Genomic DNA, 23,728 nt, shown 5'->3' on the forward strand with positions numbered 1-23,728 from the left:
GTCTATTTAAATTGTGTCGAAACTTTTTCTGCTTTTCGGGATTCTGAATAATCGTAAAATCCTTCTCCCGATTTCACGCCCAGTTTTCCGGCCATGACCATGTTCACCAACAAAGGGCAAGGGGCATATTTTGGATTTTTGAACCCGTTGTACATCACGTTCAAGATTGAGAGGCAAACATCCAACCCTATAAAATCTGCTAATTGAAGAGGACCCATAGGATGTGCCATGCCCAATTTCATCACCGTATCGATTTCCTCAACACCAGCCACGCCATTGTAAAGTGTTTCAATGGCTTCATTGATCATGGGCATCAAAATTCGATTGGCCACAAAGCCGGGATAATCATTGACTTCGGTTGGGGTTTTACCCAGTTTTTTGGAAAGTTCCATGATGGTTTGGGTCACCTCATCGGAAGTACTGTACCCACGAATGATTTCCACCAATTTCATAATGGGCACTGGGTTCATAAAGTGCATGCCAATGACCTTTTCAGGGCGTTGGGTAGCTGCCGCAATTTGGGTGATTGAAATGGAGGAAGTGTTGGTGGCCAAAATGGTTTCTGTTGAACACACTTCGTCCAAATCCTTGAAAATCTGAAGTTTGACATTCAAGTTTTCCGTTGCAGCTTCAACTACCAAATCCACTTTGGAGACTCCTTCCTTAAGATTTGTAAAGGTTGAAATGTTACCCAACGCAGCTTCCTTTTTAGCTTGATCAATAACTTCTTTGGTCATTAAGCGGTCCAGGTTTTTGGTGATGGTGGCCAGGCCTTTATCCAAAGAAGCTTGGGCTATATCAATTAAATGGACTTGAAATCCGGTTTGTGCAAAAACGTGGGCAATTCCGTTCCCCATGGTTCCTGCGCCTATAACTGCTATTTTTTTCATGGTATTTTAATTAAGGTTGCCATCCTCGTCTGCATCTCGACTGCCTGCCTGCCGCAGGCGGGCGCTCGATGTGACACGCCCAAGATGATAGCTTGAACTGACGACCATGCTACTTTTTAAATGATTCAATAATCTGAAGGGCCACTTGCAATGCCTTGGTTCCTTGCTCCAAGGACACCACTGGGGTTGTGTCATTGTTAATGGCATCTGCAAAGGTTTCCAGCTCGTCCAGAATGGCATTGTTGATCTCAATTTCGGGATTTTCGAAATAGATTTGTTTTTTCTCACCTTCGGCATTCTGGAGAATCATATCAAAATCGCCCGGTTGTTCTGGCGCATCCTTCATTTTGACCACTTCCACTTTTTTCTCTAAAAAATCAATAGAAATGTATGCATCTTTCTGGAAAAAGCGAGATTTTCGCATGTTTTTCAAAGAAATACGGCTTGCGGTAAGATTGGCCACACATCCATTCTCAAATTCCACGCGGGCATTTGCAATGTCGGGTGAATTGCTAATTACGGAAACTCCGCTAGCATTGATTTGTTTTACTTCGGAATGAACAACGCTCAGTATGGCATCAATATCATGAATCATTAGGTCCAACACCACAGGAACATCTGTACCCCTTGGATTGAATTCGGCCAAACGGTGGGTCTCAATGAACATAGGGTTTTCAATCTTGTCCTTTACGGCCAAAAATGCGGGGTTGAAGCGTTCCACATGACCAACCTGGCCCTTTATTCCGTGTTTTTGCGATAACTCCAACAGCTGTTGGGCTTCTTCAAAAGTATTGGTGATGGGTTTTTCAATGAAAATATGCTTTCCTTTTTCAATGGCTTTTTTGGCACAGTCAAAATGGGAAAGGGTGGGGGTTACAATGTCCACTACATCCACTGCGTCCATCAAGGTATTGATGTTTTCAAAATAGGAGTACCCAAACTCGGCCGCCACTTTTTTGGCATTGATTTCATCGGGGTCATAAAAACCAATGAGTTGGTACTGGTCGGACTGGTTTAGGAGCCGAAGGTGAATTTTTCCCAAATGTCCTGCGCCCAGGACACCAACTTTTAGCATATCTCTGTTTTTTTCAAAAATACGGATATGGAGCCACTCTTCATAAAAATAACACGCTAACTGTCCGTAAAGTTTTTGAAGAACTTTTTAAATTCGTGTACCAGACCAAAACCATGAAGGATACACACAAGCATAGAGGTATGCGAAATAAATTGGCGGAATTGTTGGAAGCCAAAGGAATACAGGACAAAAAGGTGCTGAGCGCCATAAAAGCGATACCTCGACATTTATTTTTGGATAGCAGTTTTGAGGACCATGCGTATCAAGATAAGGCATTTCCCATCAGTGCCGAACAGACTATCTCGCAACCGTACACCGTGGCGTTTCAAACTGAATTATTACAGGTAAAACCCAATGACAAGATTTTGGAGATTGGTACAGGAAGTGGGTATCAAACGGCGGTATTACTTCATTTAAAGGCTAAAGTGTATACAATTGAGCGACAATTGGAACTTTTTAAAAAAACGCGATTGTTTTTCAATAAAATGCACTACCGACCTAAAAAACTAATATTTGGGGATGGTTATAAAGGTCTTCCAGAGGAAGCTCCTTTTGACAGTATCATTGTTACTGCTGGTGCACCTGAAGTTCCAAAACCCTTGATGTCTCAACTCAAAGTGGGAGGTAGGCTTGTAATTCCTGTGGGTGATAACGAACAGGTGATGACGCTTTTTGTACGTAAATCCGAAAAAGAGTTTGAAAAAAAGGAATTGGGTGCGTTCCGTTTTGTGCCGCTGCTTGAAGACAAGAATTGATTAGGGTTCAAGTTCAAGTTCAAACTCAAGTTCAAGTTCAAGCTCAAGCTCAAACCAAAGAATCTAGAAACAAGAGGAAAGATCGTAACTCAAAAACAAATTAACCGAATAACCAAAAACAAGTTCAAGTTCAAGAATCAAGAAAAAAGATAAGAGTCAGTAACCTAATAACAGAGTAACTCAGTAACCGAATAACTAGCTAACCCAATCAGTTGTTGAAACTCTTTTTTATTCGGGCCAAGTTGCGTTTACTGTCACGGTCTTTGATAGTTTCCCGCTTATCGTACAGTTTCTTGCCCTTCGCGAGACCAATATTCATTTTGGCGAGCCCTCTGTCGTTGATGAAAAGATTTAAGGGGATAATAGTATTTCCGCTTGTGGTGACTTCTTTTTGAAGCTTTTTCAATTCCCTACGGTTCAGTAGCAGTTTCCGTTCCGCTTTGGGTTTGTGATTATAATGGCCGCCGTAACTGTACTCATCAATCTGCATGTTGATGACAAAAAGTTCTCCTTTGTCATTGAATTCACAAAAACTTTGGGATATGGACGCTTTCCCCAAACGAAGAGACTTAATCTCAGTACCCCCTAGCACAATTCCAGCGGTATAGGTATCCAAAATCTCATAATCGAATCGGGCCCTTCGGTTTTTTATGTTGATGTTTTTCTGCATTGTGGGCAAAAATATAAACTCTTTGCCAAGAAAATTGTAATGTTAGGGGAGATTTTACGATTATCTATAAAACCAAACCATGAAAAAAGTCTTAGTTCCCCTCATTGTGCTTTTGTCCTTAGCTTGTAAAGAAAAACCAAAAGCTCCACTTACCACCCAGCAAATTGTAGATAAATCCATTGAAAACAGTGGTGGAAAGCTATATGAAAACCACTCAACCTCTTTTGAGTTTCGGGACAGGAAATATGTCTCTGAAAATGACAAGGGGAAAAAGGTGCTGAAGCGTATTTTTCAGGTGGATTCGGTTACTATCACCGATGTGAAAACAGGAGGTGAATTTCAACGTTTTATGAATGATTCCCTAGTGGAAGTTCCGGATTCCATCGCCAATAGATATGCCAATTCAGTAAACTCAGTGCATTATTTTGCTCGACTTCCGTATGGTTTAAACGATGCCGCAGTGAATAAACAGCTTTTAGGAAAGGAAACCATTGAGGGCAAGGAACATTATAAAATCAAAGTCACTTTTGACCAAAACGGCGGCGGAGATGATTATGACGATGTTTATGTGTATTGGATTGATGTGAAGGATTTTAAACCAAGCTATCTAGCGTATAGCTTTCATGTGGATGGAGGTGGCCAACGTTTCAGGAAGGCTTACAACGAGCGCTACGTAAATGGAATCCGTTTTGTGGATTATGACAATTACAAACCAGAAAGCGAGGATTCTAACATTTTAGAAATCGGAGAACTGTTCAATAAAGGCGAATTGGAACTTCTATCCAAAATAGAACTTACCAATATTGGAGTAGAAGCGGATTAATCCATTTTTAGACGAATATCTGTGGGGACACCATCAATAATACGCACGATAAACAGACTGCTATTATCGTCATCGTCCATGGCATTATATTTTTCAACCCCAATCACTTTATTCACAAAAGCAGGCGTGGTGTTACTATGGCCCACGACCAAAACATTGAGACCTTCATTTTCTGCTTTGAATTGCTCGATATCCACAGTATTGGGGTCATAATATTTCACATCTATGTTCTTTTTTACCGATGTCGGAGCAGCTGTCATGGAGGTGCGTTCGTAATTGGTGGAGTAAATCACGTCAATTTCAATCGGGTCAAAGACTTCTGCCCAGCGGATAGCCCTATCCAGACCGTCTTGATTTAACTCAGGATCGGGATTATCAGGGTCGGTTCGATCCTTTTCAGCATGTCTTATAAAATAATAAGTGGAGACCACTGGGTCTTCTACAATTTTCGTATCTTTTTTGCAGCCGATACTTCCAATAATAATTGCAAATGCAATTAAGAGTTTGGTTATTCGCATAGTATTTATCTAAAGTTTCCCTTAGTTCATCTAAATCTCATTTAAAAGTAACGTTTAATTTTCTATTTTACTGTATGCTTAGATTTTTGCTTTGTTCACTGTTGGGATTCTTGTCTGTTGTTGGATGGGCGCAAGAGCCAGATTTACCACCCGATTTCCGTCAACATGCACTGACCCAATTCAATGCAAATCTACTGAATGCCACTTATGTTTCGGATTGGAATAACCCCAATTCATTTACCATTTGGACGCGTTGGCAATGGCAGTCCATTGATGGGGACCCTACTACTATTTTTGCCAATTATTCCCATCAAATTAATACTACATCAGCTGTTGCAGTAGGATTTCTACAGCATAATACAGGGATTTTCTTGAATACGGGGGCCAACCTCAACTACGTGCATACTTTCACTCTGGATGAAGGTGTTGAGCTTTTGGCGGGGATGAACCTATTTGCATTCCAGAATACATTGGCTGATGACCGTTTTGTGCCTGACAAAGATATCGACTTGCCTGAACTACAAAGTAGAAAGGATTTTATTCTTCAGTTTTCGCCAGCAGTTCGATTAAATGTCAACCAATTCAGTGTGGGCCTTGCTTTTGAAAATGGATTTGGATTCAATTTATCCGAAAGTCAGGATAGTTTAGAAAATTTTCAAATCGTAACAGGGACATTGAGCAACGATTTCAATGTGGGATTATTTCCCGCTTGGGGGACCAGTTTTGTGCGTCCATTGGTGTATGTCAAATCAATTGCAGATATGGATACCCAATTTGGGCTCAACACCTTGCTATCCACCCCAAAGTTTTGGGTGCAGGGTGGGTATAACAGTTTTTATGGAGCTTCTGGAGGAGTAGGCGTGACCATTGCCAATACTTTTTCCATTGGAGGATTAATGGAATTTGGGACGGATGCTGACTTGAGTGGAGAAAATTCTACCATTGAGTTGGTTGCTTCCTATCAATTTGGAAGAACAGACAATAGAGCCAAAGTGGTTGGGTTTGATATTGAAAAAGACATTGCTTTGGCTAAAGAAAGAATGGAGGAAGAGTCTAGAATGCAAGAATTAAAGGAACAAGAGGCTATAAAAAAGGAAGAGGCACAGAAAAAACTTTTTAGGGAAGAACAAAGGGCGAAAGATTCCATTGCCCAAGCGCAATTAGCTGCTTTGCGATTGAGGGAACAAAAACAAAAGGATAGCTTGGCCAAGTTGCAAACCCAAGAGGTTGAGCTGAGACCTAATGAACGCTATGAGGAAGTAGCCAAAGCAGAAGGTTTAGAACCTGGTTTTTATCTTATAGCCAATGTGTTTGGAACCAAGAAGTATTATGAAAGCTTTATGCTCAGTCTTAAGGCCAGGGGATTGAATCCGGGGTCTTTTTATCGAGATACGAACAAGTTCAATTATGTGTACTTGCAACGGTATGATACAATGGAAGAGGCTCGAAAGGCACGAGATAGCCGATATGGGGGCAAATACACGGAAAAAACATGGATTTTTAGGGTAAGAGGTAACTAGTCACCTATTTTTTTATTTCCCGATTCACCAAGTGTTCTAAATAGGTTATGGTGTTGATGAGGTACTTTCGGTCGCGTGTCATGGTGCTCATAGCGATTGCTCCTTGTACCATGGTGAACAATTGTTTTGCAAACTGTAAAGGAGGGACGGGCAGGTGAATTTCGTTTTTATTGATTCCATTTTCCAGAACAAGGGCTATTTTTCCTTCAATCTCCTTAATGGTCTCTTTTACCGCAGCAGATAGAAGATTGTTGTTGCTTTGCGCATCCACGCCTACATTGAGAATGGGGCAACCGCCCATGGGAAGTGAAAACACATCGTACTGCTTATAAAAATGCATTAATGAGAAAAGCTTATCTAAAGCGGTTCCGTCAACATCCAACTTTTCATCAATCGCTGCCAATAATTGTTTTTGATTGTACTCAAAAGCAGAAAGCGCAAGAGCCTCCTTGTTTTCAAAATTCCCATAAATGGCCCCCTTGGTAAGCCCTGTAGCTTCGGTAAGGTCGCTCATACTGGTGCCCACGTATCCAAATTTATTGAATATGGGCGCGACCGTCTCAATGATATATGCTGTGGTACGTTCTGCTTTTTTGGTCATGGTGGCTGGTCGGTGTTGGCTGGAACTAAGATATAAAAAAACATATACTGTTTGGTATCCTTGTCCTGTAAAGCCACTATTTTAACAGAGTTAGGGCTTTTTTTATGCTCCTGCCCAATTATCTCCAGACTCTTTTTAAGAAATTGATGAAGTTCTGACTCGTGATTTTCTGAATATCGGTTTCTGAATAACCTCTCTGGGACAACAATGCTGGGATTTTCTGTAAATCCGAAATAGTATCCACATCATAAGGTCCTTGCTCTGTACCGAAACCACCATCCAAATCGGTTCCGATACCTACATGGTTGGTGTTTCCGGCCAATTGGCAAATATGGTCCATATTGTTGATCATAATTTCCAAATTGACGCCCATTTCTTTTGGGTCCGATTTTCCTCGCACCCAATTCGGAACCATCATCCAGGCATCCAGCGCAATTCCAATTACCGCTTTTCTTGAAATTAACTCCTTGAGTTGCTCATCCGAAAACTGCCGATTGTGATCCACAAATTTGCGGCAAAGCTGATGACTGGCCCAAACGGGACCGTTATAGACATCCATGGTTTCCCAAAAGCTCATGTCGCACAAATGCGTAGCATCCAAAATAAGATTGAGTTCCTCTATTTTTTTCAGCAGTTCCCGTCCTTTGACACCAATTCCACCAACAGAATCCGTGCCATGGGCATAAACTCCTGGACCGTAATGTGCTGGGCCGATAGCCCTTAGTCCAGATTCATGCGATTTCTCCAAATAGCTTAAATCCACAATGGAATCAGCACCTTCAAGACTTAAAATGTAGCCAATGGTCTTTTTTCCTTTGTTACTTTCCCACAATTTGAAATGGTTTTCCAAACCTTCTGTATCTCTGATTTGAACCATTTCCCTGGCTTTTTCCATGGCTTTGTACCATGCCAATTGTCCTTGGGTCTGTGCCCACGCCTGATGCTGGGAATGCCAGCCCGGAAGTGGATTTTCCTTTTTTACATACCGAGCAATCTGTGTGGCTACGCAAAGTCCAACATTGCCTTTTCGCATAGCTGGAAAGGAAACAGTAGTATTGCCGCGGTCCGGTTTATCCGTTTTTCCTTTTTCTCGTTCCCGGATTTCTGAAACGGGCAAGGTAAGGTCGCGGTTCCACTCCATGGCATTCATGGCAAGATCTAGGTGTGCATCAAATATGAACATGGTTTAGTCTTGATGAAGTTCAAACATGGCTTCAATCTCAACGGGGATGTTCTCTGGAAGCATCATGCCTACGGCGCTACGAACCCCAATGCCATTTTCTTCTCCGAATACGTCGGCCATTAATTCACTAAAACCATTGATGACATACGGATGCTTCCCAAAATCTGGGGTGCAATTGACCATTCCCAGTACTTTGACCACTCTTTTGATTTTATCCAAACTACCAAAATGTGTAATGATGGTCGATAGCATGGTTAATCCCACTTGTCTGGCCGCCAATTTTGCCTGATCTGCATTTAAGTCATCCCCAGCGCGCCCTTTCATTAGGGAACCGTCCAGATTAACAGTGCCTTGTCCTGAAACATACAGAAAATTATCCACCACCAATATGGGTCTATATACTCCAGCAGGTGGCGGAGCAGGTGGTAGTTGAAGTTTCAATTCCTCAACTCGTTTTGAAGGTGAAGTATTCATGTTTTGTTAAATTATCATATTTAAAGCGAGTACGCCTAGGAGTCCCATAACCCCTACCAAGGTTTCCATAACCGTCCACGTGGACAGGGTTTCTTTTACCGAGAGATTGAAATATTCCTTGAACATCCAAAATCCGGTGTCATTGACGTGGGAGAGCATTAAGCTTCCCGAACCAATAGCCAAAACCATCAATTCGGGGCTTGTTCCCGTGCCTGAAGCCAAGGGAAGCACGATTCCCGCCGCCGTCAATCCCGCAACGGTAGCCGAACCCACACTCACCCGAATGGCGGTAGCGATCAACCAAGCCAAAACCAAGGGCGATATGCTGGAGCCTTTGAGGCTATCGGCAATATAATCACTTACATGGCTGTCAATCAACACCTCTTTTAATGCTCCTGCACCGGCAATAATCAACAAAATCATGGTGATGCTGGAAACCGAGGACGAAATGGAATCCATCAGGTTTGACATGTCCTTGCCTTTGGCCAATCCCAACGTATAGATGGCCAATAACACAGAAATCAACAATGCAATAACCGGGTTCCCAATAAAGGTGAGAATATTTCTCAAAAGACCTTCTTCCAGAAAATTTTCGGCTGCAATGGCAATTCCAATCAATAAAATTGGAGAAAGTGCGGTAAAAATACTGGTAAAGGTGGATGGCAATTCTTCCTTTGGAATGATATTGGGATTGTAAAATTCTTTTAGGGGTTTTGCTTCAACATTTTTAATGGTACGGGCAAACAAAGGGCCGGCTACAATAATGGCAGGCACTGCAATGATAAGTCCGTATAGCAATGTTTTTCCGATATCGGCATTGAACATGGCGGCAATCGCCGTGGGTGCGGGATGGGGCGGAAGATAGCCATGCGTCACCGAAAGTGAGGTAAGCATGGGTAGTCCCACATACAGTAATGGTAGCCCAGTTGAAATGGCCACCGTAAATACCAAGGGAATCAGAATAACAAAGCCTACGGAGTAGAACATTGGGATTCCGACAATAAAACCCGTCAGGACCATGGCCCATTGCACATGCTTTATTCCAAATTTATTTACCAACTGTGTGGTAATCTGTTGGGCAGCACCGCTATCGGCGACCAGTTTTCCCAACATGGCACCAAGGCCCAAAATCAAAACCAAAAAACCCAAGGTGTTTCCGATACCCCTTTGAATGGAATTTACCAAATTCCCAAGCTCCATCCCTTGAAAAATGCCTACGAAAAGACAAACTATGATAAAGGCAAGGAAGGTGTTAAGTTTAAATTTGGCGATTAAAAGAAAGAGCAGAAGAATCCCTAAAACGGCAATTACTATTGGCATATTTGGATGGTTGTTTGTAGTTGTGTGCTGTAGGCTAAAATAAGGATTTAAACCAAATGAAGGATATTGGGTTTTGATTTCAAACTACAAGTTCCGGGTTTTAAGAAAACAAAAACCTCCCCCGCAAAGGCGGAGAAGGCTTGATAATTATATCTGTCACAAAACTTTTTAATTGAAATTCGTCAATTCGAGTGGTTTTTGGGGAATCAAAAAGTGTATCGAGAATCAGAATTTCATCGTTAAAGATTTGTTCTCGACCTGCCTGCCGGTAGGCAGGTACTTTTTCCAAAGGAAAAAACTCGAACTGACATCTTTTTATCAAAGGAAGATACAAAACGTAATGCTGTATTTATTCTATCAACTCCCCTTGATTTCGAAACACAAGTTCATCATCGAAGGAATCCAAAAGTACCACGCTATCCGACGTAATGCTTCCAGAAAGCAGTTCTTTGGAAAGATTGTTCAACACTTCTTTCTGAATCAATCGCTTTACAGGTCGCGCACCATATTGGGGATCGTACCCTTTGGCAGCCAAATAATCAATGGCCTCTTGGGTAGCATCTAGCGTAATGTGCTGCTTGGACAACAACTTCTTCAATCCATTTAATTGAAGTTCAACAATAGCCTTGATATCAGTTTTGTTCAATGGCGCAAACATAATAATGTCATCTATTCGATTTAAAAACTCGGGACGAATGGTCTTGCGCAACAACCCCATCACTTCAGCCCGGGCTGACTCCGAAGCACTTTCTACATCCGAAGCATCTTCAAACTTCTCTTGGATGATATGGCTGCCCATGTTACTCGTCATAATAATGATCGAATTCTTGAAATCGGCCACTCGGCCTTTATTGTCGGTCAATCTTCCTTCGTCCAAAACTTGCAGCAAGATGTTGAAGGTATCAGGGTGTGCTTTTTCAATCTCATCCAATAGAATCACAGAGTAGGGTTTTCTGCGGACGGCTTCGGTCAACTGCCCCCCCTCATCATAGCCCACATACCCTGGAGGTGCTCCTACCAATCGGCTTACAGAGTGGCGCTCTTGGTATTCACTCATATCTATCCGGGTCATGGCGTTTTCGTCATCGAACAAATAGGCGGCGAGGGTTTTGGCCAATTCCGTTTTACCCACACCTGTGGTCCCCAAGAAAAGGAACGAACCAATAGGTTTTTTATCGTCTTGCAATCCGGCTCTGCTTCTGCGGATGGCATCTGAAACAGCTATAATGGCCTCATCCTGACCAACCACGCGCTTGTGGAGCACATCTTCCAGTTTCAAGAGTTTTTCACGCTCACTCTGCATCATTTTGGTTACGGGAATTCCGGTCCATTTGGCCACTACCTCTGCAATATCCTCATAAGTCACTTCCTCCTTGATCAATGTACCCGCAGTTTGCTGCTCTGCAAGTTCATCTTCCAATTTATCCAGTTTTTCTTGAGCCTCCTTAATCTTTCCGTAGCGAAGCTCGGCCACTTTTCCATAATCGCCGTTTCTTTCGGCGCGTTCAGCCTCCAATTTATAATCCTCAATATCCTGTTTTGTCTTTTGGATATTGTCCACCACGGTTTTTTCACTTTCCCATTTGGCGAAAATCTCTTTGCGGTCTTCCTTAAGATTTGCCAATTCTAAGTTTAAGGCCTTTAACTTGTCCTTATCATTTTCGCGTTTTATGGCCTCAATCTCAATCTCCAACTGCATGATTTTTCGGTCCAAGACATCCAGTTCTTCCGGTTTGGAGTTGATTTCCATTCGAAGTTTGGAAGCGGCCTCGTCCATAAGGTCAATCGCCTTATCGGGTAAAAACCGGTTGGTGATATAGCGTTGTGACAACTCCACGGCACCAATCACAGCTTCGTCTTTGATACGAACCTTGTGGTGTGCTTCATATTTTTCCTTGATTCCTCGCAAGATGGAGATGGCACTTTCCGTATCGGGCTCATCTACTATTACTTTTTGAAACCTGCGCTCCAGGGCTTTGTCCTTTTCAAAGTATTTTTGATACTCATCCAAAGTGGTTGCTCCAATGGCACGAAGTTCCCCTCTAGCCAAAGCGGGTTTCAAGATGTTGGCCGCATCCATGGCACCCTGTCCGCCTCCGGCACCCACAAGCGTGTGGATTTCATCAATGAAGAGGACAATGTCGCCATCTGAAGAAGTAACTTCTTTGATAACGGCTTTCAATCGCTCCTCAAACTCACCCTTGTATTTTGCGCCGGCAATCAAAGCGCCCATATCCAAAGAATAAAGCGTTTTTTCTTTTAGGTTTTCCGGGACGTCTCCTTGTACGATTCTGTGCGCCAAACCTTCGGCGATGGCCGTTTTACCCACACCGGGTTCACCGACCAACATGGGGTTGTTTTTGGTTCTACGGGACAAGATTTGCAAAACCCTTCGGATTTCTTCGTCCCGACCAATTACGGGGTCCAACTTGCCGCTATCAGCTAGTTGGTTAAGGTTTTTGGCATATTTATCAAGGGAATTATAGGTTTCTTCGGCGCTTTGTGAAGTCACCTTTCCACCTTTGCGCAATTCTTGGATGGCAGTATTGAGGTCTTTCTCAGTAACCCCTTGATCTTTGAGAATTTGGGAAACTTTACTTTTTGATTTGAAAATGGCAAGTAGCAAATGCTCCACGGACACGAATTCATCGCCCATGTTTTTTGCAACGATACTTGCTTCGTTCATGGTTTTTCCAGCTTCCCTGGAAAGCATGATTTCACCTCCAGAAACTTTGGAAAAGCTCTGGAGTTCCTTATCCAAGATTTGGTTGAGAAGATTTACGTTCACATTCAATTTTTTTAAAATGAACGGAAGAACGTTTTCATCGACCTCACCAATCGCCTTGAACAGGTGTTCGTTCTCTATTTGTTGATGGCCAAATTCTTGGGCCAATTGTTGTGCCCTCTGAAGTGCCTCTTGTGATTTTATAGTAAAATTATTAAAGTTCATAGTCTTTGTTTTCTGGATAGGAGTCAACAACCTTACCAATGCTTAACAACAGTCAAAATGTCTGTTAAGTCCCAAAAATACAGGACATTTCGTCAGTCTGTAAGCTTTTTCGGGGTTCCCGACATAAGCCTTAAATTTGCAACATGGGAATATTTGACAGTGTCTTCGGAAAGAGGGAGAAATCGGCAGAGGAAAGAAACCAATTACCTTGGATTCATTTAGAGTCTTTGAGGCAGTTGGATGAGCTTGTAGAAAAATCGAAGGAAAAAGCCCAAGTCATATATAAGCATTCCATGACCTGTGGCATTAGCAACATGACCCTGCGGATGTTCAGTGATGCGTATGAGATGGATACGGATTGCGATTTGTATTTTTTGACCATACAATCGCACAGAGATATTTCAAATACCGTGGAATCCCAATTTGGAGTGTGGCATGAATCCCCACAATTACTTATCATCAAAAATGGTAAAGTGACTTTTCATACTTCGCATGGCGCGATTGCTGAAGTAAATCTAAAAGACTATTTGTAGGAGAATGGGAAATTGTCAGTTCGAGCCTGCCTTTGTCGGCAGACAGGCGCAGTCGAGAACATTTTGCATCTCGACTGTTCTTTCGACTGCCTGCCCGTCCGGCAGGCGGGCGCTCAAGATGACAGCTCTATGCGACATTAAGTTTAATTAAACTGATTTTTCCCTGTATCATTTTTGAAAGACTTTTCCTTAAAGAAAACCCCGGAAATATTAAGGTTTTTCCGCAATGGCATTAAAATGAATTTTTTTAGCTTGCAATTGCAGCATCCCCAATCTAACATTTTAATACCTACTTATCATGAGAAAGTCTACTTTCCCAAAATTTGCTGTAACCTTATTTTTAGTTTTATCACTTCTTTTTTCCTGTGATGATGAACAGCCTCTAGAACCGGATGCCGTTGAGCTTCAAAAAGGACCCTACTCCGTAGACCATGTTGGACTTGACGACATACCCAGTATTTCAAGTTTTCTGGAGAAAAGGGCCGGGAAGAACATTTTTTCGGAAAGTTCAAAAGGGGATGGTACCGATGTAATCTTCGATAAAGAGGACATTCTGGTTGTGAGGGACAGCCTGCAACAAGGAAACTATTCCCTGCGGTTCTCCTATCCTGACACCCCTGGGAATACCTTCTACAATCTCAACATTAGCATTTCGGGCTCGGGCGAGATCAATGAACCCTACATCTATAAATATATTTGTGATGAAGACCAATTTGCCGAGTTTGAGGGCAACGGGTACGATATGGCCTATTTTTCGGGTAGCATAGAGATGCACAGTTTTGACAGCCACTTTGCCGACCTGGATTTTCTCAGTGGCAAGTGCGACGATGCCATGACCCCCTGCGGGGGAACTGTAATAGGGACCCCCATAGCCTATTCGGGTACGGGCAATGGTCTTGGGGCCAGCCAGCCCAATTATACCAACAGTACAGATTTCAACAGCGGCAACAGCGCGCATACACTATCCGTACAGGTGTACCATACCACGCCTGATGGCTCCGGGACCTTTCTGTATTCCTCCGGTGGCTCGCAGATGGGCACTTGCCAGCACCTGAACGGATGTTTGACCACTATGGTAGTAAGGAGCAGTCCAAAAAACAACATGCTACAAAAAACCTCCAAGATAAGCTGTAATGACTGTGGCAACTCGCCCCGATGGGGCTCTGGCGCCAACATAGAAAGCCGGACAAAGCTGCTTGCGAATTCGTTAAAAGCAAAATTATCACTATCCTCGAACGATGTCAACTTCTTGTTGCAGAATAGAAAACTGGTTGAGGATTTGAGCAGTTACTTGAATTATCACAAAAACAGTACTATGGCCAAAAACAAGGCTAGAAAAATGATTGCCGAGGCCAAGAGGGGTGAACTATTGTCCGTAAAGCCGTATATTAAATACCCCATGGGTAAAGCCAAGGAATATGCACAGAAATACCCAAAGCTTACGGAATACCTAAAGAACCAATTGCCCAAGGTGGCCAGAATACCCAAGATTACCAATGCAATACATGAGTTCACCCAATTGCCCCTGAGCCAGATACAACGAGAATTGCAATGGGGAGAGGGGCCTGAAATTCATATTGTTCAATTGGATAACTACAAACCAGGCAAAACAGATGAAGATACGGCAGGTTTTTTTGATAAAGAGCTGCCAGATAGAGTTCTTCTTGATATTGATTATGTCAACCAAATGGAGAATGGAACCTTGGTGCAAAACGACAATGATGCCGCCATATTTTTTATCGGAACTACCATTTTACATGAATATGTGCATTATGGAGACTTCAGCAACGGATTTGATTATCCCGGAGAAGAAGGGCGAAAATTTGAAATTTCTGTCTATGGGGAGAATGTTCACCCAGATAGAGCCAGAATTGTATTAAATAGGATAAATTAAAAGTGATGAAAATTTACGTGCTTGTTACATTTGTTTTTATTGTATCAATAATTTTTAGTTGTAAACAGAACACTACCAAAATGATTGACCACAAGAAGGAGCCTGGTCGACAATTTTCTATTCAAGAATGTTTGGACAAAAAGGACAAAGAAAAAATTATTGAAGCAATAATGGCAACACCAGATTTCCAAATGTTCTTACATCCGAATATTGAGGGCAGGTTACCAGTACAATTGGTCAAGAATGAATTTATAACCTCTGACCTTAATATCTTTTCAAATGGGTTTCAAGTTCAATTTGTAGATTCCCTTACCCTTCCAGAGGGAAAGGAGCACCAGATTACTTTAGGGAAAATTGATTGTACCGGTTCCAAAATTTCGTATTCCATATATTATCCGATAGAGGGAGTAATAATATCAGGGAAAATATTAAAAAAAGACGGTTCGTGGATAGCTATAGAAACTACTTGGGGGGAAATGTGATGGATATAAGTGTTATGTAGAAAACATCAATCTGGAAATTTTATTTTTTGAGGAAGAAGGAAGGAGTAAAGTTCAAAATTAAAGTTTATGGACAAAGTGTACAACCAGACAATGCAAGATTAATTTTGAATAGAATTAATTAAAATATAGAGAAAGATGAAATCTATAATAAGGATTCTATTGCTTATTTCGATTGTTACAACTTATAGCTGTACTGAAAAAGCAAGAAAAAAAGAACGGAATGTTCCAATTTTGACAAACCAAATAGATGATGATTCTTGCTTAGAACGTAGGGATGTAGAAATAATTACCAAGAAAATACTTAGTACCGATGATTTACAACTCTATCTTAAACCGCTGAAAGAAAAAGGGTTGGGTGTACAGATTTTAAGAAATGAGTTTTTAACTGATGCGTTGAATGTTACTATTAATGGTCAAAAAGTGGTTTTTATAGACTCATTAAAAAGTACTGAGCGTGTATTCAAGCTAACATTTCCAAAAATTGATTGTGAAGCAAAAAAAGTGTCTTTCGCAATTTGGTATGAATTTGAACATGCAGATATTACAGGGAATGCCATCAACCAAAATAATGAATGGAATGTTGAGGTTGTTGGACATGGGATAGTAGATTAAAAAGGAATTTTAGGTCATGTCAAAAAAAGTGACATTTTCAATAATGATTTTAGCGATCCTTTGCAATTGCAAAGAAAAAAGGGAGGAAGTTGATAAAATAGAGGTGCAACAAAAAAGTAATATCACCGAAAACTGTTTATCAAAAAATGAAAAAGAAAAGATGTTGGAAAAGATTCTTAAAACATATGATTTTCAATTGTTTCTGGATCCTGAAGTTGATGGTAGGCTTCCTGTGAGATTACAAAAAAATGATTTTGTGACGGAAGATTTAGAGTTAGAATCCAATGGATTTCCTGTGGTATTTGAAGACTCCTTGGATTTGCCATATGGAAATATACATCGGTTACGTATTATTGATAGGGATTGTGAAAACCAAAAATTCGGATATTCTATTTTTTATCCCATTGAAGGTGCGATAATGACAGGTACTGTATCAAAATCTGACACCACATGGTTAATCACGGATTCTAATTGGGGGATAAAAGATTAGTTTTCTATTTTATGATTATGCTTGTCCATGACTCCTCAAAAAAGAGGAAGATGCTTTCTTGTTTTTTTTAGGAACAACTATTCTTCATGAGTATATCCATCTAGGAGATTTTAATAACGGGGACAACTATAAATTTCCGTTAACGGAGGAAGAAGGCAGGCTTTTTGAGGTTATGGTATATGGCGAAAATGTGCATGACTACAACGCAATCGAGATATTAAATAGAAATTGACATGAAAAAAATTGTACTATTAATAATAGTAATCTCTTTTTCTTGCAAGCAGCAAGCTAAACAATTAGAATCAGGGTACTCTTCTCAATCTCAAGACTGTTTTATAGAAAAAGAAGTTAGGGAATGCTTTGTAAAAATACTCGAAGAGCCCAACAATATTTATCCTATACTTTCCCATATGGACAGCCTTGCACTAAATGAAATTCAATATCGGAGTAATTTCCCCATTAGTTTTTCAAAAATCAAAATCAAAGAAGCTTTTTTCTCCTTATCCAAAGTTGAAAAGAAAAATATGGGTAAAAAATTGATATTAAGTTTTGAGAAAGTCAATTGCTCAATGGCTAAATTTCACTTAACAGTACTGGAAAATGATTATGGAAGGGTCATAAATGGGAAAATAACGAAGAAGGATAATGGAGAACTAGAGTTGAGGATTACGGGAGAGGCCGATATCAACTAATGTAGTATAAATAAAAACACCATATTGCTTTATATGAGTTACCCAATTGCCCCTGAGCCAGATACAAAAGGAACTGCAATGGGGAGAGGGGCCAGAGATTCATATTGTGCAATTGGATAATTATGATCCTGGAAAGACTGATGAAGATTCTGCTGGTTATTTTGATAAACACACACCACACCGAATTTTGCTAGACATTGATTATGTTAATTTAGTTGAAAATGAGACATCTGACCCGGATGCTTTGATTTTTTGGGTTGGAACAACGGTTTTACATGAATATGTGCATTACGGTAATTTTGTAACTGGTTTTGAATTTTTGGGAGAAGATGGGAGATTGTTTGAAACGAAAGTCTATGGTGAAAATGTTCAACCAGATAGGGCAAGAATAGTCTTAAATAGAATTAAGTGATAAACTTTCAAAAAAATCAAAAAATGGTACTAAGGAATTCTATAGCCGCTTTATTTTTAATGGTCTTTTTAAGTTGTATAGATAAACGACAAGAAAGCAAGAGCGCACCAGAAATAAATGTTGGGTCATCAAGTTCGCTAATAAATTGTTGGAACACCCAAGAAAGACAAGATATTATAGAGGAGATTCTAAGCACCACGGATATACAAACCTATGTTCTGCTCTTTATAAGGGAAAAATTACCAATTCAGATTATTAAGAATGAATTCATTACGGAAAATCTCAAAATTTTCACAAACAATCAAGAAGTAGAAATTATAGGAAAGAACTCCAATTCTGATTTGGCATTTGAATTAACATTTCAAGAAATAAAGTGTCCAACCAAACTTCAGTTTTCAGTTTGGTTGGATTATGAGCATGCCAGTATAAAGGGTTTTGTTTTGAAAAAGGATGAAAAATGGATAGCCGAGATTACAAGTCACGGTATTGTTGATTAGAAAAACAATTGAATTAAGGATTTCGAAGATGATATATAAGATTTTAATTAGTTGGTCCATAGTTCTTTTACCCATTCTTATGAGAAGTCAGACTGATAGAATTGAAACCCAAATTATGAATTGTGTCTACAATGAAATGAAGGACAAAGGTCTGCAATATAAAAAAGCAATAAAGAACTATGAGAGCTTTTTAATATCTGAAAATCTTTTATTGGACGGAAGTGCACAAAGTTACCTGACAACTATTCAAAAAATAGCATCTGACAGAGATTTCGATTATTACCCTTCCAAGCCTTTTATGGATTTTGTTACTTTAGAAGAACATGAAATAAAAAGGACAAAATGTAATAATTTTCCAAAATCGGGAAAATTGGCTCTATTTCATCAAGCTATTGATTCGATAACAAAATCAGGATACTCAGAAGCTGATGCCATAGCACAAGTATTCTTATCGGTTCTATCCATTGATGATTTTGAACTTGACTATTACAAACTTAAAACGTTTGCACTATTAATTTGGATAAGAACGGGGGAAGGTATGGAAAATGAACCAGTGAAGGAACTTCCTAAAATCTATGATTCAAATTCAGTCATTGAAATATATTTGGATGCAAAAGGTCAGCCCTTTGTCAATGAAAATAAGATATCATTGGAAAAATTAAGTGGGCTTATATATAAATATATGGAAAACAAGAAAGCAGAATCAGCGATAATTATAAAAACGGATAAGAGTGTTTCTTATAAAAATTATATCCAGATTCAGAAAGCAGTTGCTGACGAGATTTTATATCTGAGAGAAAAACTATCTGTTGAAATGTATAATATACCATTTAAGAATCTTTCCAAAGAGCAGAAAGAAGAATTGAAAAATATTTATCCCATGAATGTTTATGAGCAATAAAAGGTAACACTAATTATAAATCCTTGAGCAGGTTTTAACCCAGCTACTTTACCAAAACAGGTTAATAAGAAAAACTTAAAGACAATGCAAACTTTATAAATTTTAGGTAAGAAAAGCTTCATAAAAACCCCCGGCAAGGCCGGGGGTTTTCATTTAATTAAACTGATATTGTGATACAATGCCTTTCAACCTAGCTTTAAGGTCCTCTCCAGCATCATAGACCATTTGTTCATTGGATGGAAAGGGAACCTCCCTGGCATTCAAATAAATCAATAGGTCATCTTCAAGCGCTCTTTTGTCGCCTTGGTAGTTGGCAAATATATGCTCAAACACAAACTGACTGGATAGGGGATAGGCATTGATTTCCTGACCATTTCTTAAATCGGTGAATCGAACCTTGGCTCCAATTTGGGCGACTTTGCTCTGTGTAAACTGAAAGAACTTACAGGTCACCGTACGCATTTTGTCTACCTTGATTTTGTTGCCCAGACTGTCCTTAACCACATTGCCTTCTCTGTCCAAAAGGTATTCCCAACCATCTTTTATTTGTCGTTCTTTTATGATTTGGGTTTCGTTGACGCGTTCTGGAGAAACATTTATTTCCATAAAGTCCAGATTCATGGCATAATCGTATTTCACATTGGATAAAGGATTGGTGTGGTATTGCAACCAAAAATTATCGATACCGAAGGCATTGAAATCCAACAGCTCCTGTTCCAATCGCTCGGGAATAATTTGCTCGGTTTGATTGGCAATTTCAACACGAACAAATTCCAGACCCTTGTTGTAGGCCTCGTCCATTTTGGCAACGGTTTGCTTGTATCCAGGGTTGATTTCCTGCAAATATTTCAAATCATCGTAAGCAGCTCTGTAGTCCGCTTTATAGATGGCATTGGCCAAAAGATTCGATGCATTTTCATACAAATGTTCGGACAAATCATCTTTTGTATTTAGAATTTTGTTGTCGTAATTCACAAAATTGAATCGGGCATCCCTGCCTTCGTCATAAATGGTGAGGGGCAACAAAGGCCTAATGCGCTGTTGAATGTTTTTCAGCCCCAAATACTTGTTGTAGATGGTCTCTAAATTGGCCGGATTGCCGTCGTTCTGCAAAAAAGCAATCTCTTGTTGCTCTCTTTCGGCGTTCTTGGCAAAAGCCTCTTCCAGCAGGATGATGTACTCCTGATTTCCTTTTTTGGTCTTGTTTTCGGCCAAATTCTTAATGGCCTTGTTCATTGCGGTTTGGTAATTACCTTTATTCAGTGCTTCTTGGGTTTTTTTGACCCCTCCACAGGCAGTAAGTAAAACCAATACGGTGATGAGTAGAAATTTTTTCATGGTTTTTTGATTTATTGGTTATGGTTGGTTTTTCAATTGCTGTGCCAAAAACCAATATTTTTATAACGAAAAAGGTTGAACGGTAGTATAATATCGATAAAATACGCAAAATAAGCTCATTTCCAAGGGGTTGGCATGAATCTTAAAATTGTTAATTGCCGTTTGATAAAATGAATCATCCACGTGTTTTTTATTGGGGATAATCGATATGCAATTCGTAATTTTGGCCTTTGTTTAATTTAAGGCAGGATGCAAAGAGACCACAAGATTTTTGAACTAATAGCGCAAGAAAAAGAAAGACAGATTGAAGGTATTGAACTAATAGCTTCGGAAAATTTTACCAGCCCACAGGTTATGGAGGCCGCGGGTTCTGTATTGACCAACAAATATGCTGAAGGGTACCCCGGAAAGCGCTATTACGGGGGTTGTGAAGTGGTGGATGAAGTGGAGCAGCTGGCCATTGACCGCGCCAAGGAATTATTCGGTGCAGTCTATGCCAATGTGCAGCCCCACTCAGGTTCTCAAGCCAATGCATCGGTTTATCATGCCTGTTTAAATCCCGGAGATACCATTTTGGGATTCGATTTGTCCCATGGAGGGCATTTGACCCATGGTTCTCCCGTGAATTTTTCCGGAAAACTCTATCGACCCGTATTTTACGGAGTGGATGAGGAGACCGGAACCTTGAACTATGATAAAATTCAAGAGATTGCCGATAAAGAAAAACCGAAATTGATTATTGCAGGCGCTTCTGCATATTCCCGTGATATGGATTTTAAACGGTTCAGGGAGATTGCCGATAGCGTTGGTGCCATTTTGGTAGCAGATATTTCGCACCCTGCCGGTTTAATCGCCAAGGGTATTTTAAGCGACCCTGTTCCACATTGTCATATTGTTACCACCACCACCCATAAAACGCTACGTGGGCCGCGAGGTGGACTTATTTTGATGGGAGAGAACTTTGACAATCCGTTTGGTATCAAATTAAAAAATGGAAACTTGAGAAAAATGTCAGCCTTGTTGGACTTGGCAGTTTTCCCTGGAAATCAAGGTGGGCCCTTGGAGCATATCATTGCAGCTAAGGCCATTGCCTTTGGAGAAGCACTTTCCGATGAATACCTGCACTACATGATTCAGGTAAAGAAAAATGCAGCGGCCATGGCCAAGGCCTTTATGGATCGTGATTATAAAGTGATTTCAGGTGGAACGGACAATCACATGATGCTCATCGACCTAAGAAACAAGAACATTACGGGTAAAGATGCTGAAAAAGCACTGGAGAAAGCTGCTATTACTGCCAATAAGAACATGGTTCCGTTTGATGATCAATCGCCGTTCATTACATCAGGCATACGTTTTGGAACCCCTGCCATCACCACAAGAGGATTAAAAGAGTCCGATATGGAAACCATTGTAGGGTTTATTGATGAAGTCATTACTGACCCCGAAAATGAAACTCAAATTGCTGCCATAAAAGACAAAGTCAAGGACTTAATGAAGTCCAGACCGTTGTTTAATGCGTAGGGGTTGGGTTATGGGTTTGATTTTGCCACTTTGATATTAGGTTACTCCAAGAGAAACAAATCTTCGTGGCAGAGTTGCTTGTCACGTAAGGAGTAGATCATTACTTTGTGATGAACGGAGTCTTCAAAATAAAGACCCCAGAAATCAAAATAACTGCTTTGACTTTTATTGGGTTCAAAAACATTTTGGGCTCTTCCTTCGTAAACGGGCACAAAAACCTCGTACGGCATTTCGGTCAGTCCTTTGGTAAAATATACAAAGTGTTCACTTACCTTGGATAGTATGGCTCCTATTTGCTGTGGAATACTAAAATCACTGGTTCTGGAAATCACTATAGAGGTATCCTTGTAATGAAAGGAGGCCTCAATAATATCCAACGTATGACTGTTCTGTGCATTTAGATTTTCGAGTGCCCCGGTGAAAAGAGAAGAGATTCTAACTTGACTCTCCAAGGGATAGCAGGTATTGCCCCAGTCTCCATCGTTAAAATGGCGTAGGGTCTCGGTGAGTCCAAAATTGAAGTACAATTCCAGAATTAGCTCAGCTTTGTTATGCGAGCTATTAAAATGGCACTGCATCTTGGCTTCTGCAAAAAATTCGCGTTCCAGAATTTTCAGAAACTCATCCACTCCATTTACGGCCTCAAAAACCTTTGCGCCGCTAAAGTGGAAATTAGGGTTACTTTTTCGTTGGGATGACATGGTTTTCAGCGTTGTAATTTCGTATCATTAAAGTTAGGAGGATTCTTTTATCTTGGATTGAAGGAAAACCTTAAAAATTCTGTGGGTTTTCCTTGGTTTGTAGGGATTTTACCTCAAAAAGAAATGATAAGAGTTACGATTGCTGGAAATACGATGTTGGAAAACCAAAAGTTTAAATGAAACCTCGGTTTTTTGCCGCTAGGATAAGGGCTAAATCATTTTCATTTTCCGTCCCGAAGAGGGTTTTTAAATGACGCTTTCTGTTTTCAATGGAAGAGGGGGAAAGCCTGATGAATTTTTCCAAATCCTTGTTCTTGGTGCCTTTGGAAAGATGATACAATATCTGCCGGTCCTTTTCGTCCAAATCTATATCGTTGGACATTTTCTTTCTTATGGCGCCAAGTGCTTTTGAAGAATAATAGGGAGGGTTCAATACAATGGTCTTTACGGCATCTTCCAACGTTTTAGGGTCTATATCCGTTTTTACCAGATATCCGTCTGGGTCCACCGTTTTTAGAATACTGTTGATTCGGTAATTGTCGCTAAAGGACGACATGTAAACAATTTTGCTTTCAGGCACTATTTTTCGCGCCAAAATCCCCAAATCTTCTCCCGTATAGGGCTGGTCCTCATTGGGGGCGTATAGTTGTACATCCAAAAACAGAATATCGTATTTGAATGAGTTGGCTGAGTCTTCAATTAGCTTTTTGCCAGATTCATAGGAATTGGCAGTGTCCACAATGATAGTATATCCATCAAAAGCAATGCGCTCAAGGATAAACTTGTATCCCAGCATTGTCATTTCGTGGTCATCTATGGCCAATATTCTAAGCGTACTCATATTTTGGTTTT

The 23,728-nt window shown here is 40.4% G+C and carries 25 protein-coding genes; 13 read left to right on the plus strand and 12 right to left on the minus strand.

Going from position 1 to position 23,728, the window contains the following annotated elements; genetic code table 11:
• Positions 1-2: 2 nt before the first annotated feature.
• Together ACFOWS_RS07640 and ACFOWS_RS07645 are read right to left on the minus strand one after the other, a co-directional pair.
• Positions 3-890: a 3-hydroxyacyl-CoA dehydrogenase family protein gene (locus tag ACFOWS_RS07640; RefSeq protein WP_379763336.1), complete on the minus strand. Its 888-nt coding sequence runs from the start codon at positions 888-890 to the stop codon at positions 3-5.
• A 109-nt stretch (positions 891-999) separates the two neighbouring features.
• Positions 1,000-1,965, minus strand: coding sequence for a Gfo/Idh/MocA family protein (locus tag ACFOWS_RS07645; protein ID WP_379763337.1), 966 nt, complete (start codon positions 1,963-1,965; stop codon positions 1,000-1,002).
• Between the two features lie 113 nt (positions 1,966-2,078).
• Here ACFOWS_RS07645 and ACFOWS_RS07650 point away from each other — a divergent pair, with 113 nt between their 5' ends.
• Entirely contained in the window at positions 2,079-2,720 is a 642-nt protein-coding gene (locus ACFOWS_RS07650) for a protein-L-isoaspartate(D-aspartate) O-methyltransferase (RefSeq protein ID WP_366589642.1), read from the plus strand.
• A gap of 208 nt (positions 2,721-2,928) precedes the next feature.
• On the opposite strand, the gene smpB is transcribed toward ACFOWS_RS07650, so the two are convergent.
• Complete coding sequence (gene smpB, locus ACFOWS_RS07655; protein ID WP_379763338.1) at positions 2,929-3,390, minus strand: SsrA-binding protein SmpB; 462 nt, start codon at positions 3,388-3,390, stop codon at positions 2,929-2,931.
• 79 nt (positions 3,391-3,469) lie between these two features.
• Between smpB and ACFOWS_RS07660 the strand changes: the two genes are divergently transcribed.
• A complete protein-coding gene (locus tag ACFOWS_RS07660) occupies positions 3,470-4,213 on the plus strand; it encodes a DUF6503 family protein (protein ID WP_379763339.1) in 744 nt (247 codons plus the stop codon).
• On the opposite strand, the gene ACFOWS_RS07665 is transcribed toward ACFOWS_RS07660, so the two are convergent.
• Positions 4,210-4,731, minus strand: a complete 522-nt coding sequence (locus ACFOWS_RS07665) for a SixA phosphatase family protein (protein WP_379763340.1) — start codon at positions 4,729-4,731, stop codon at positions 4,210-4,212. The two genes, ACFOWS_RS07660 and ACFOWS_RS07665, sit on opposite strands and share 4 nt — an antisense overlap.
• Before the next feature lie 74 nt (positions 4,732-4,805).
• Here ACFOWS_RS07665 and ACFOWS_RS07670 point away from each other — a divergent pair, with 74 nt between their 5' ends.
• Complete coding sequence (locus ACFOWS_RS07670) at positions 4,806-6,251, plus strand: PorP/SprF family type IX secretion system membrane protein (RefSeq protein WP_379763341.1); 1,446 nt, start codon at positions 4,806-4,808, stop codon at positions 6,249-6,251.
• Between the two features lie 4 nt (positions 6,252-6,255).
• Here the strand turns inward: ACFOWS_RS07670 and ACFOWS_RS07675 are convergent, their stop codons facing one another.
• The 5 genes from ACFOWS_RS07675 to clpB all read right to left on the minus strand — a co-directional run bounded on the left by ACFOWS_RS07675 (position 6,256) and on the right by clpB (position 12,779).
• Positions 6,256-6,852: a TetR/AcrR family transcriptional regulator gene (locus tag ACFOWS_RS07675; RefSeq protein ID WP_379763342.1), complete on the minus strand. Its 597-nt coding sequence runs from the start codon at positions 6,850-6,852 to the stop codon at positions 6,256-6,258.
• 118 nt (positions 6,853-6,970) lie between these two features.
• Complete coding sequence (locus ACFOWS_RS07680; protein ID WP_379763343.1) at positions 6,971-8,035, minus strand: dipeptidase; 1,065 nt, start codon at positions 8,033-8,035, stop codon at positions 6,971-6,973.
• A gap of 3 nt (positions 8,036-8,038) precedes the next feature.
• On the minus strand, positions 8,039-8,509 hold the full coding sequence (locus tag ACFOWS_RS07685) for a RidA family protein (protein WP_379763344.1): 471 nt from the start codon (positions 8,507-8,509) through the stop codon (positions 8,039-8,041).
• 6 nt (positions 8,510-8,515) lie between these two features.
• Positions 8,516-9,829: a gluconate:H+ symporter gene (locus ACFOWS_RS07690; RefSeq protein ID WP_379763345.1), complete on the minus strand. Its 1,314-nt coding sequence runs from the start codon at positions 9,827-9,829 to the stop codon at positions 8,516-8,518.
• A gap of 349 nt (positions 9,830-10,178) precedes the next feature.
• Complete coding sequence (gene clpB / locus ACFOWS_RS07695) at positions 10,179-12,779, minus strand: ATP-dependent chaperone ClpB (protein WP_379763346.1); 2,601 nt, start codon at positions 12,777-12,779, stop codon at positions 10,179-10,181.
• A 143-nt stretch (positions 12,780-12,922) separates the two neighbouring features.
• Here clpB and ytxJ point away from each other — a divergent pair, with 143 nt between their 5' ends.
• The 9 genes from ytxJ to ACFOWS_RS07740 all read left to right on the plus strand — a co-directional run bounded on the left by ytxJ (position 12,923) and on the right by ACFOWS_RS07740 (position 19,313).
• The gene (gene ytxJ, locus ACFOWS_RS07700) at positions 12,923-13,312 is read left to right on the plus strand and encodes a bacillithiol system redox-active protein YtxJ (RefSeq protein ID WP_379763347.1); all 390 of its coding nucleotides are present in this window, start codon (positions 12,923-12,925) and stop codon (positions 13,310-13,312) included.
• Between the two features lie 298 nt (positions 13,313-13,610).
• A complete protein-coding gene (locus tag ACFOWS_RS07705; RefSeq protein ID WP_379763348.1) occupies positions 13,611-15,206 on the plus strand; it encodes a hypothetical protein in 1,596 nt (531 codons plus the stop codon).
• 5 nt (positions 15,207-15,211) lie between these two features.
• Entirely contained in the window at positions 15,212-15,688 is a 477-nt protein-coding gene (locus ACFOWS_RS07710; protein WP_379763349.1) for a hypothetical protein, read from the plus strand.
• Positions 15,689-15,844: 156 nt separating this feature from the next.
• On the plus strand, positions 15,845-16,321 hold the full coding sequence (locus ACFOWS_RS07715; protein ID WP_379763350.1) for a hypothetical protein: 477 nt from the start codon (positions 15,845-15,847) through the stop codon (positions 16,319-16,321).
• A 16-nt stretch (positions 16,322-16,337) separates the two neighbouring features.
• Entirely contained in the window at positions 16,338-16,811 is a 474-nt protein-coding gene (locus ACFOWS_RS07720; protein WP_379763351.1) for a hypothetical protein, read from the plus strand.
• A gap of 233 nt (positions 16,812-17,044) precedes the next feature.
• The gene (locus ACFOWS_RS07725) at positions 17,045-17,503 is read left to right on the plus strand and encodes a hypothetical protein (RefSeq protein ID WP_379763352.1); all 459 of its coding nucleotides are present in this window, start codon (positions 17,045-17,047) and stop codon (positions 17,501-17,503) included.
• A gap of 46 nt (positions 17,504-17,549) precedes the next feature.
• Positions 17,550-17,915 carry a hypothetical protein gene (locus tag ACFOWS_RS07730; protein ID WP_379763353.1) on the plus strand — a complete coding sequence of 122 codons (366 nt, stop codon included), beginning with the start codon at positions 17,550-17,552 and terminating at the stop codon, positions 17,913-17,915.
• Positions 17,912-18,412, plus strand: a complete 501-nt coding sequence (locus ACFOWS_RS07735; protein ID WP_379763354.1) for a hypothetical protein — start codon at positions 17,912-17,914, stop codon at positions 18,410-18,412. The genes ACFOWS_RS07730 and ACFOWS_RS07735 overlap by 4 nt, the downstream gene beginning before the upstream one ends.
• A gap of 79 nt (positions 18,413-18,491) precedes the next feature.
• The gene (locus ACFOWS_RS07740; RefSeq protein WP_379763355.1) at positions 18,492-19,313 is read left to right on the plus strand and encodes a biopolymer transporter ExbD; all 822 of its coding nucleotides are present in this window, start codon (positions 18,492-18,494) and stop codon (positions 19,311-19,313) included.
• Positions 19,314-19,466: 153 nt separating this feature from the next.
• Here ACFOWS_RS07740 and ACFOWS_RS07745 read toward each other — a convergent pair whose 3' ends face one another.
• Entirely contained in the window at positions 19,467-20,651 is a 1,185-nt protein-coding gene (locus ACFOWS_RS07745) for a hypothetical protein (protein ID WP_379763356.1), read from the minus strand.
• A gap of 249 nt (positions 20,652-20,900) precedes the next feature.
• Between ACFOWS_RS07745 and glyA the strand changes: the two genes are divergently transcribed.
• The gene (gene glyA, locus ACFOWS_RS07750) at positions 20,901-22,175 is read left to right on the plus strand and encodes a serine hydroxymethyltransferase (protein ID WP_379763357.1); all 1,275 of its coding nucleotides are present in this window, start codon (positions 20,901-20,903) and stop codon (positions 22,173-22,175) included.
• 41 nt (positions 22,176-22,216) lie between these two features.
• On the opposite strand, the gene ACFOWS_RS07755 is transcribed toward glyA, so the two are convergent.
• Positions 22,217-22,876, minus strand: a complete 660-nt coding sequence (locus tag ACFOWS_RS07755; RefSeq protein WP_379763358.1) for a hypothetical protein — start codon at positions 22,874-22,876, stop codon at positions 22,217-22,219.
• A gap of 172 nt (positions 22,877-23,048) precedes the next feature.
• Entirely contained in the window at positions 23,049-23,717 is a 669-nt protein-coding gene (locus ACFOWS_RS07760) for a histidine kinase (RefSeq protein WP_379763359.1), read from the minus strand.
• Positions 23,718-23,728 lie beyond the last annotated feature (11 nt).

It is taken from the genome of Flagellimonas marina (assembly GCF_042651185.1).
Taxonomy (GTDB): Bacteria; Bacteroidota; Bacteroidia; order Flavobacteriales; family Flavobacteriaceae; genus Flagellimonas; species Flagellimonas marina.

Coding starts and splice junctions, on each gene's coding strand:
- ACFOWS_RS07755 (WP_379763358.1), bottom strand. CDS start 22,876: ATGTCATCCCAACGAAAAAGTAACCCTAATTTCCACTTTAGCGGCGCA.
- glyA (WP_379763357.1), top strand. CDS start 20,901: ATGCAAAGAGACCACAAGATTTTTGAACTAATAGCGCAAGAAAAAGAA.
- ACFOWS_RS07760 (WP_379763359.1), bottom strand. CDS start 23,717: ATGAGTACGCTTAGAATATTGGCCATAGATGACCACGAAATGACAATG.
- ACFOWS_RS07740 (WP_379763355.1), top strand. CDS start 18,492: ATGAGAAGTCAGACTGATAGAATTGAAACCCAAATTATGAATTGTGTC.
- ACFOWS_RS07745 (WP_379763356.1), bottom strand. CDS start 20,651: ATGAAAAAATTTCTACTCATCACCGTATTGGTTTTACTTACTGCCTGT.
- ACFOWS_RS07640 (WP_379763336.1), bottom strand. CDS start 890: ATGAAAAAAATAGCAGTTATAGGCGCAGGAACCATGGGGAACGGAATT.
- ACFOWS_RS07685 (WP_379763344.1), bottom strand. CDS start 8,509: ATGAATACTTCACCTTCAAAACGAGTTGAGGAATTGAAACTTCAACTA.
- ytxJ (WP_379763347.1), top strand. CDS start 12,923: ATGGGAATATTTGACAGTGTCTTCGGAAAGAGGGAGAAATCGGCAGAG.
- ACFOWS_RS07675 (WP_379763342.1), bottom strand. CDS start 6,852: ATGACCAAAAAAGCAGAACGTACCACAGCATATATCATTGAGACGGTC.
- ACFOWS_RS07665 (WP_379763340.1), bottom strand. CDS start 4,731: ATGCGAATAACCAAACTCTTAATTGCATTTGCAATTATTATTGGAAGT.
- ACFOWS_RS07720 (WP_379763351.1), top strand. CDS start 16,338: ATGTCAAAAAAAGTGACATTTTCAATAATGATTTTAGCGATCCTTTGC.
- clpB (WP_379763346.1), bottom strand. CDS start 12,779: ATGAACTTTAATAATTTTACTATAAAATCACAAGAGGCACTTCAGAGG.
- ACFOWS_RS07650 (WP_366589642.1), top strand. CDS start 2,079: ATGAAGGATACACACAAGCATAGAGGTATGCGAAATAAATTGGCGGAA.
- ACFOWS_RS07670 (WP_379763341.1), top strand. CDS start 4,806: ATGCTTAGATTTTTGCTTTGTTCACTGTTGGGATTCTTGTCTGTTGTT.
- ACFOWS_RS07645 (WP_379763337.1), bottom strand. CDS start 1,965: ATGCTAAAAGTTGGTGTCCTGGGCGCAGGACATTTGGGAAAAATTCAC.
- ACFOWS_RS07715 (WP_379763350.1), top strand. CDS start 15,845: ATGAAATCTATAATAAGGATTCTATTGCTTATTTCGATTGTTACAACT.
- ACFOWS_RS07705 (WP_379763348.1), top strand. CDS start 13,611: ATGAGAAAGTCTACTTTCCCAAAATTTGCTGTAACCTTATTTTTAGTT.
- ACFOWS_RS07680 (WP_379763343.1), bottom strand. CDS start 8,035: ATGTTCATATTTGATGCACACCTAGATCTTGCCATGAATGCCATGGAG.
- ACFOWS_RS07710 (WP_379763349.1), top strand. CDS start 15,212: ATGAAAATTTACGTGCTTGTTACATTTGTTTTTATTGTATCAATAATT.
- ACFOWS_RS07660 (WP_379763339.1), top strand. CDS start 3,470: ATGAAAAAAGTCTTAGTTCCCCTCATTGTGCTTTTGTCCTTAGCTTGT.
- smpB (WP_379763338.1), bottom strand. CDS start 3,390: ATGCAGAAAAACATCAACATAAAAAACCGAAGGGCCCGATTCGATTAT.
- ACFOWS_RS07690 (WP_379763345.1), bottom strand. CDS start 9,829: ATGCCAATAGTAATTGCCGTTTTAGGGATTCTTCTGCTCTTTCTTTTA.
- ACFOWS_RS07725 (WP_379763352.1), top strand. CDS start 17,045: ATGAAAAAAATTGTACTATTAATAATAGTAATCTCTTTTTCTTGCAAG.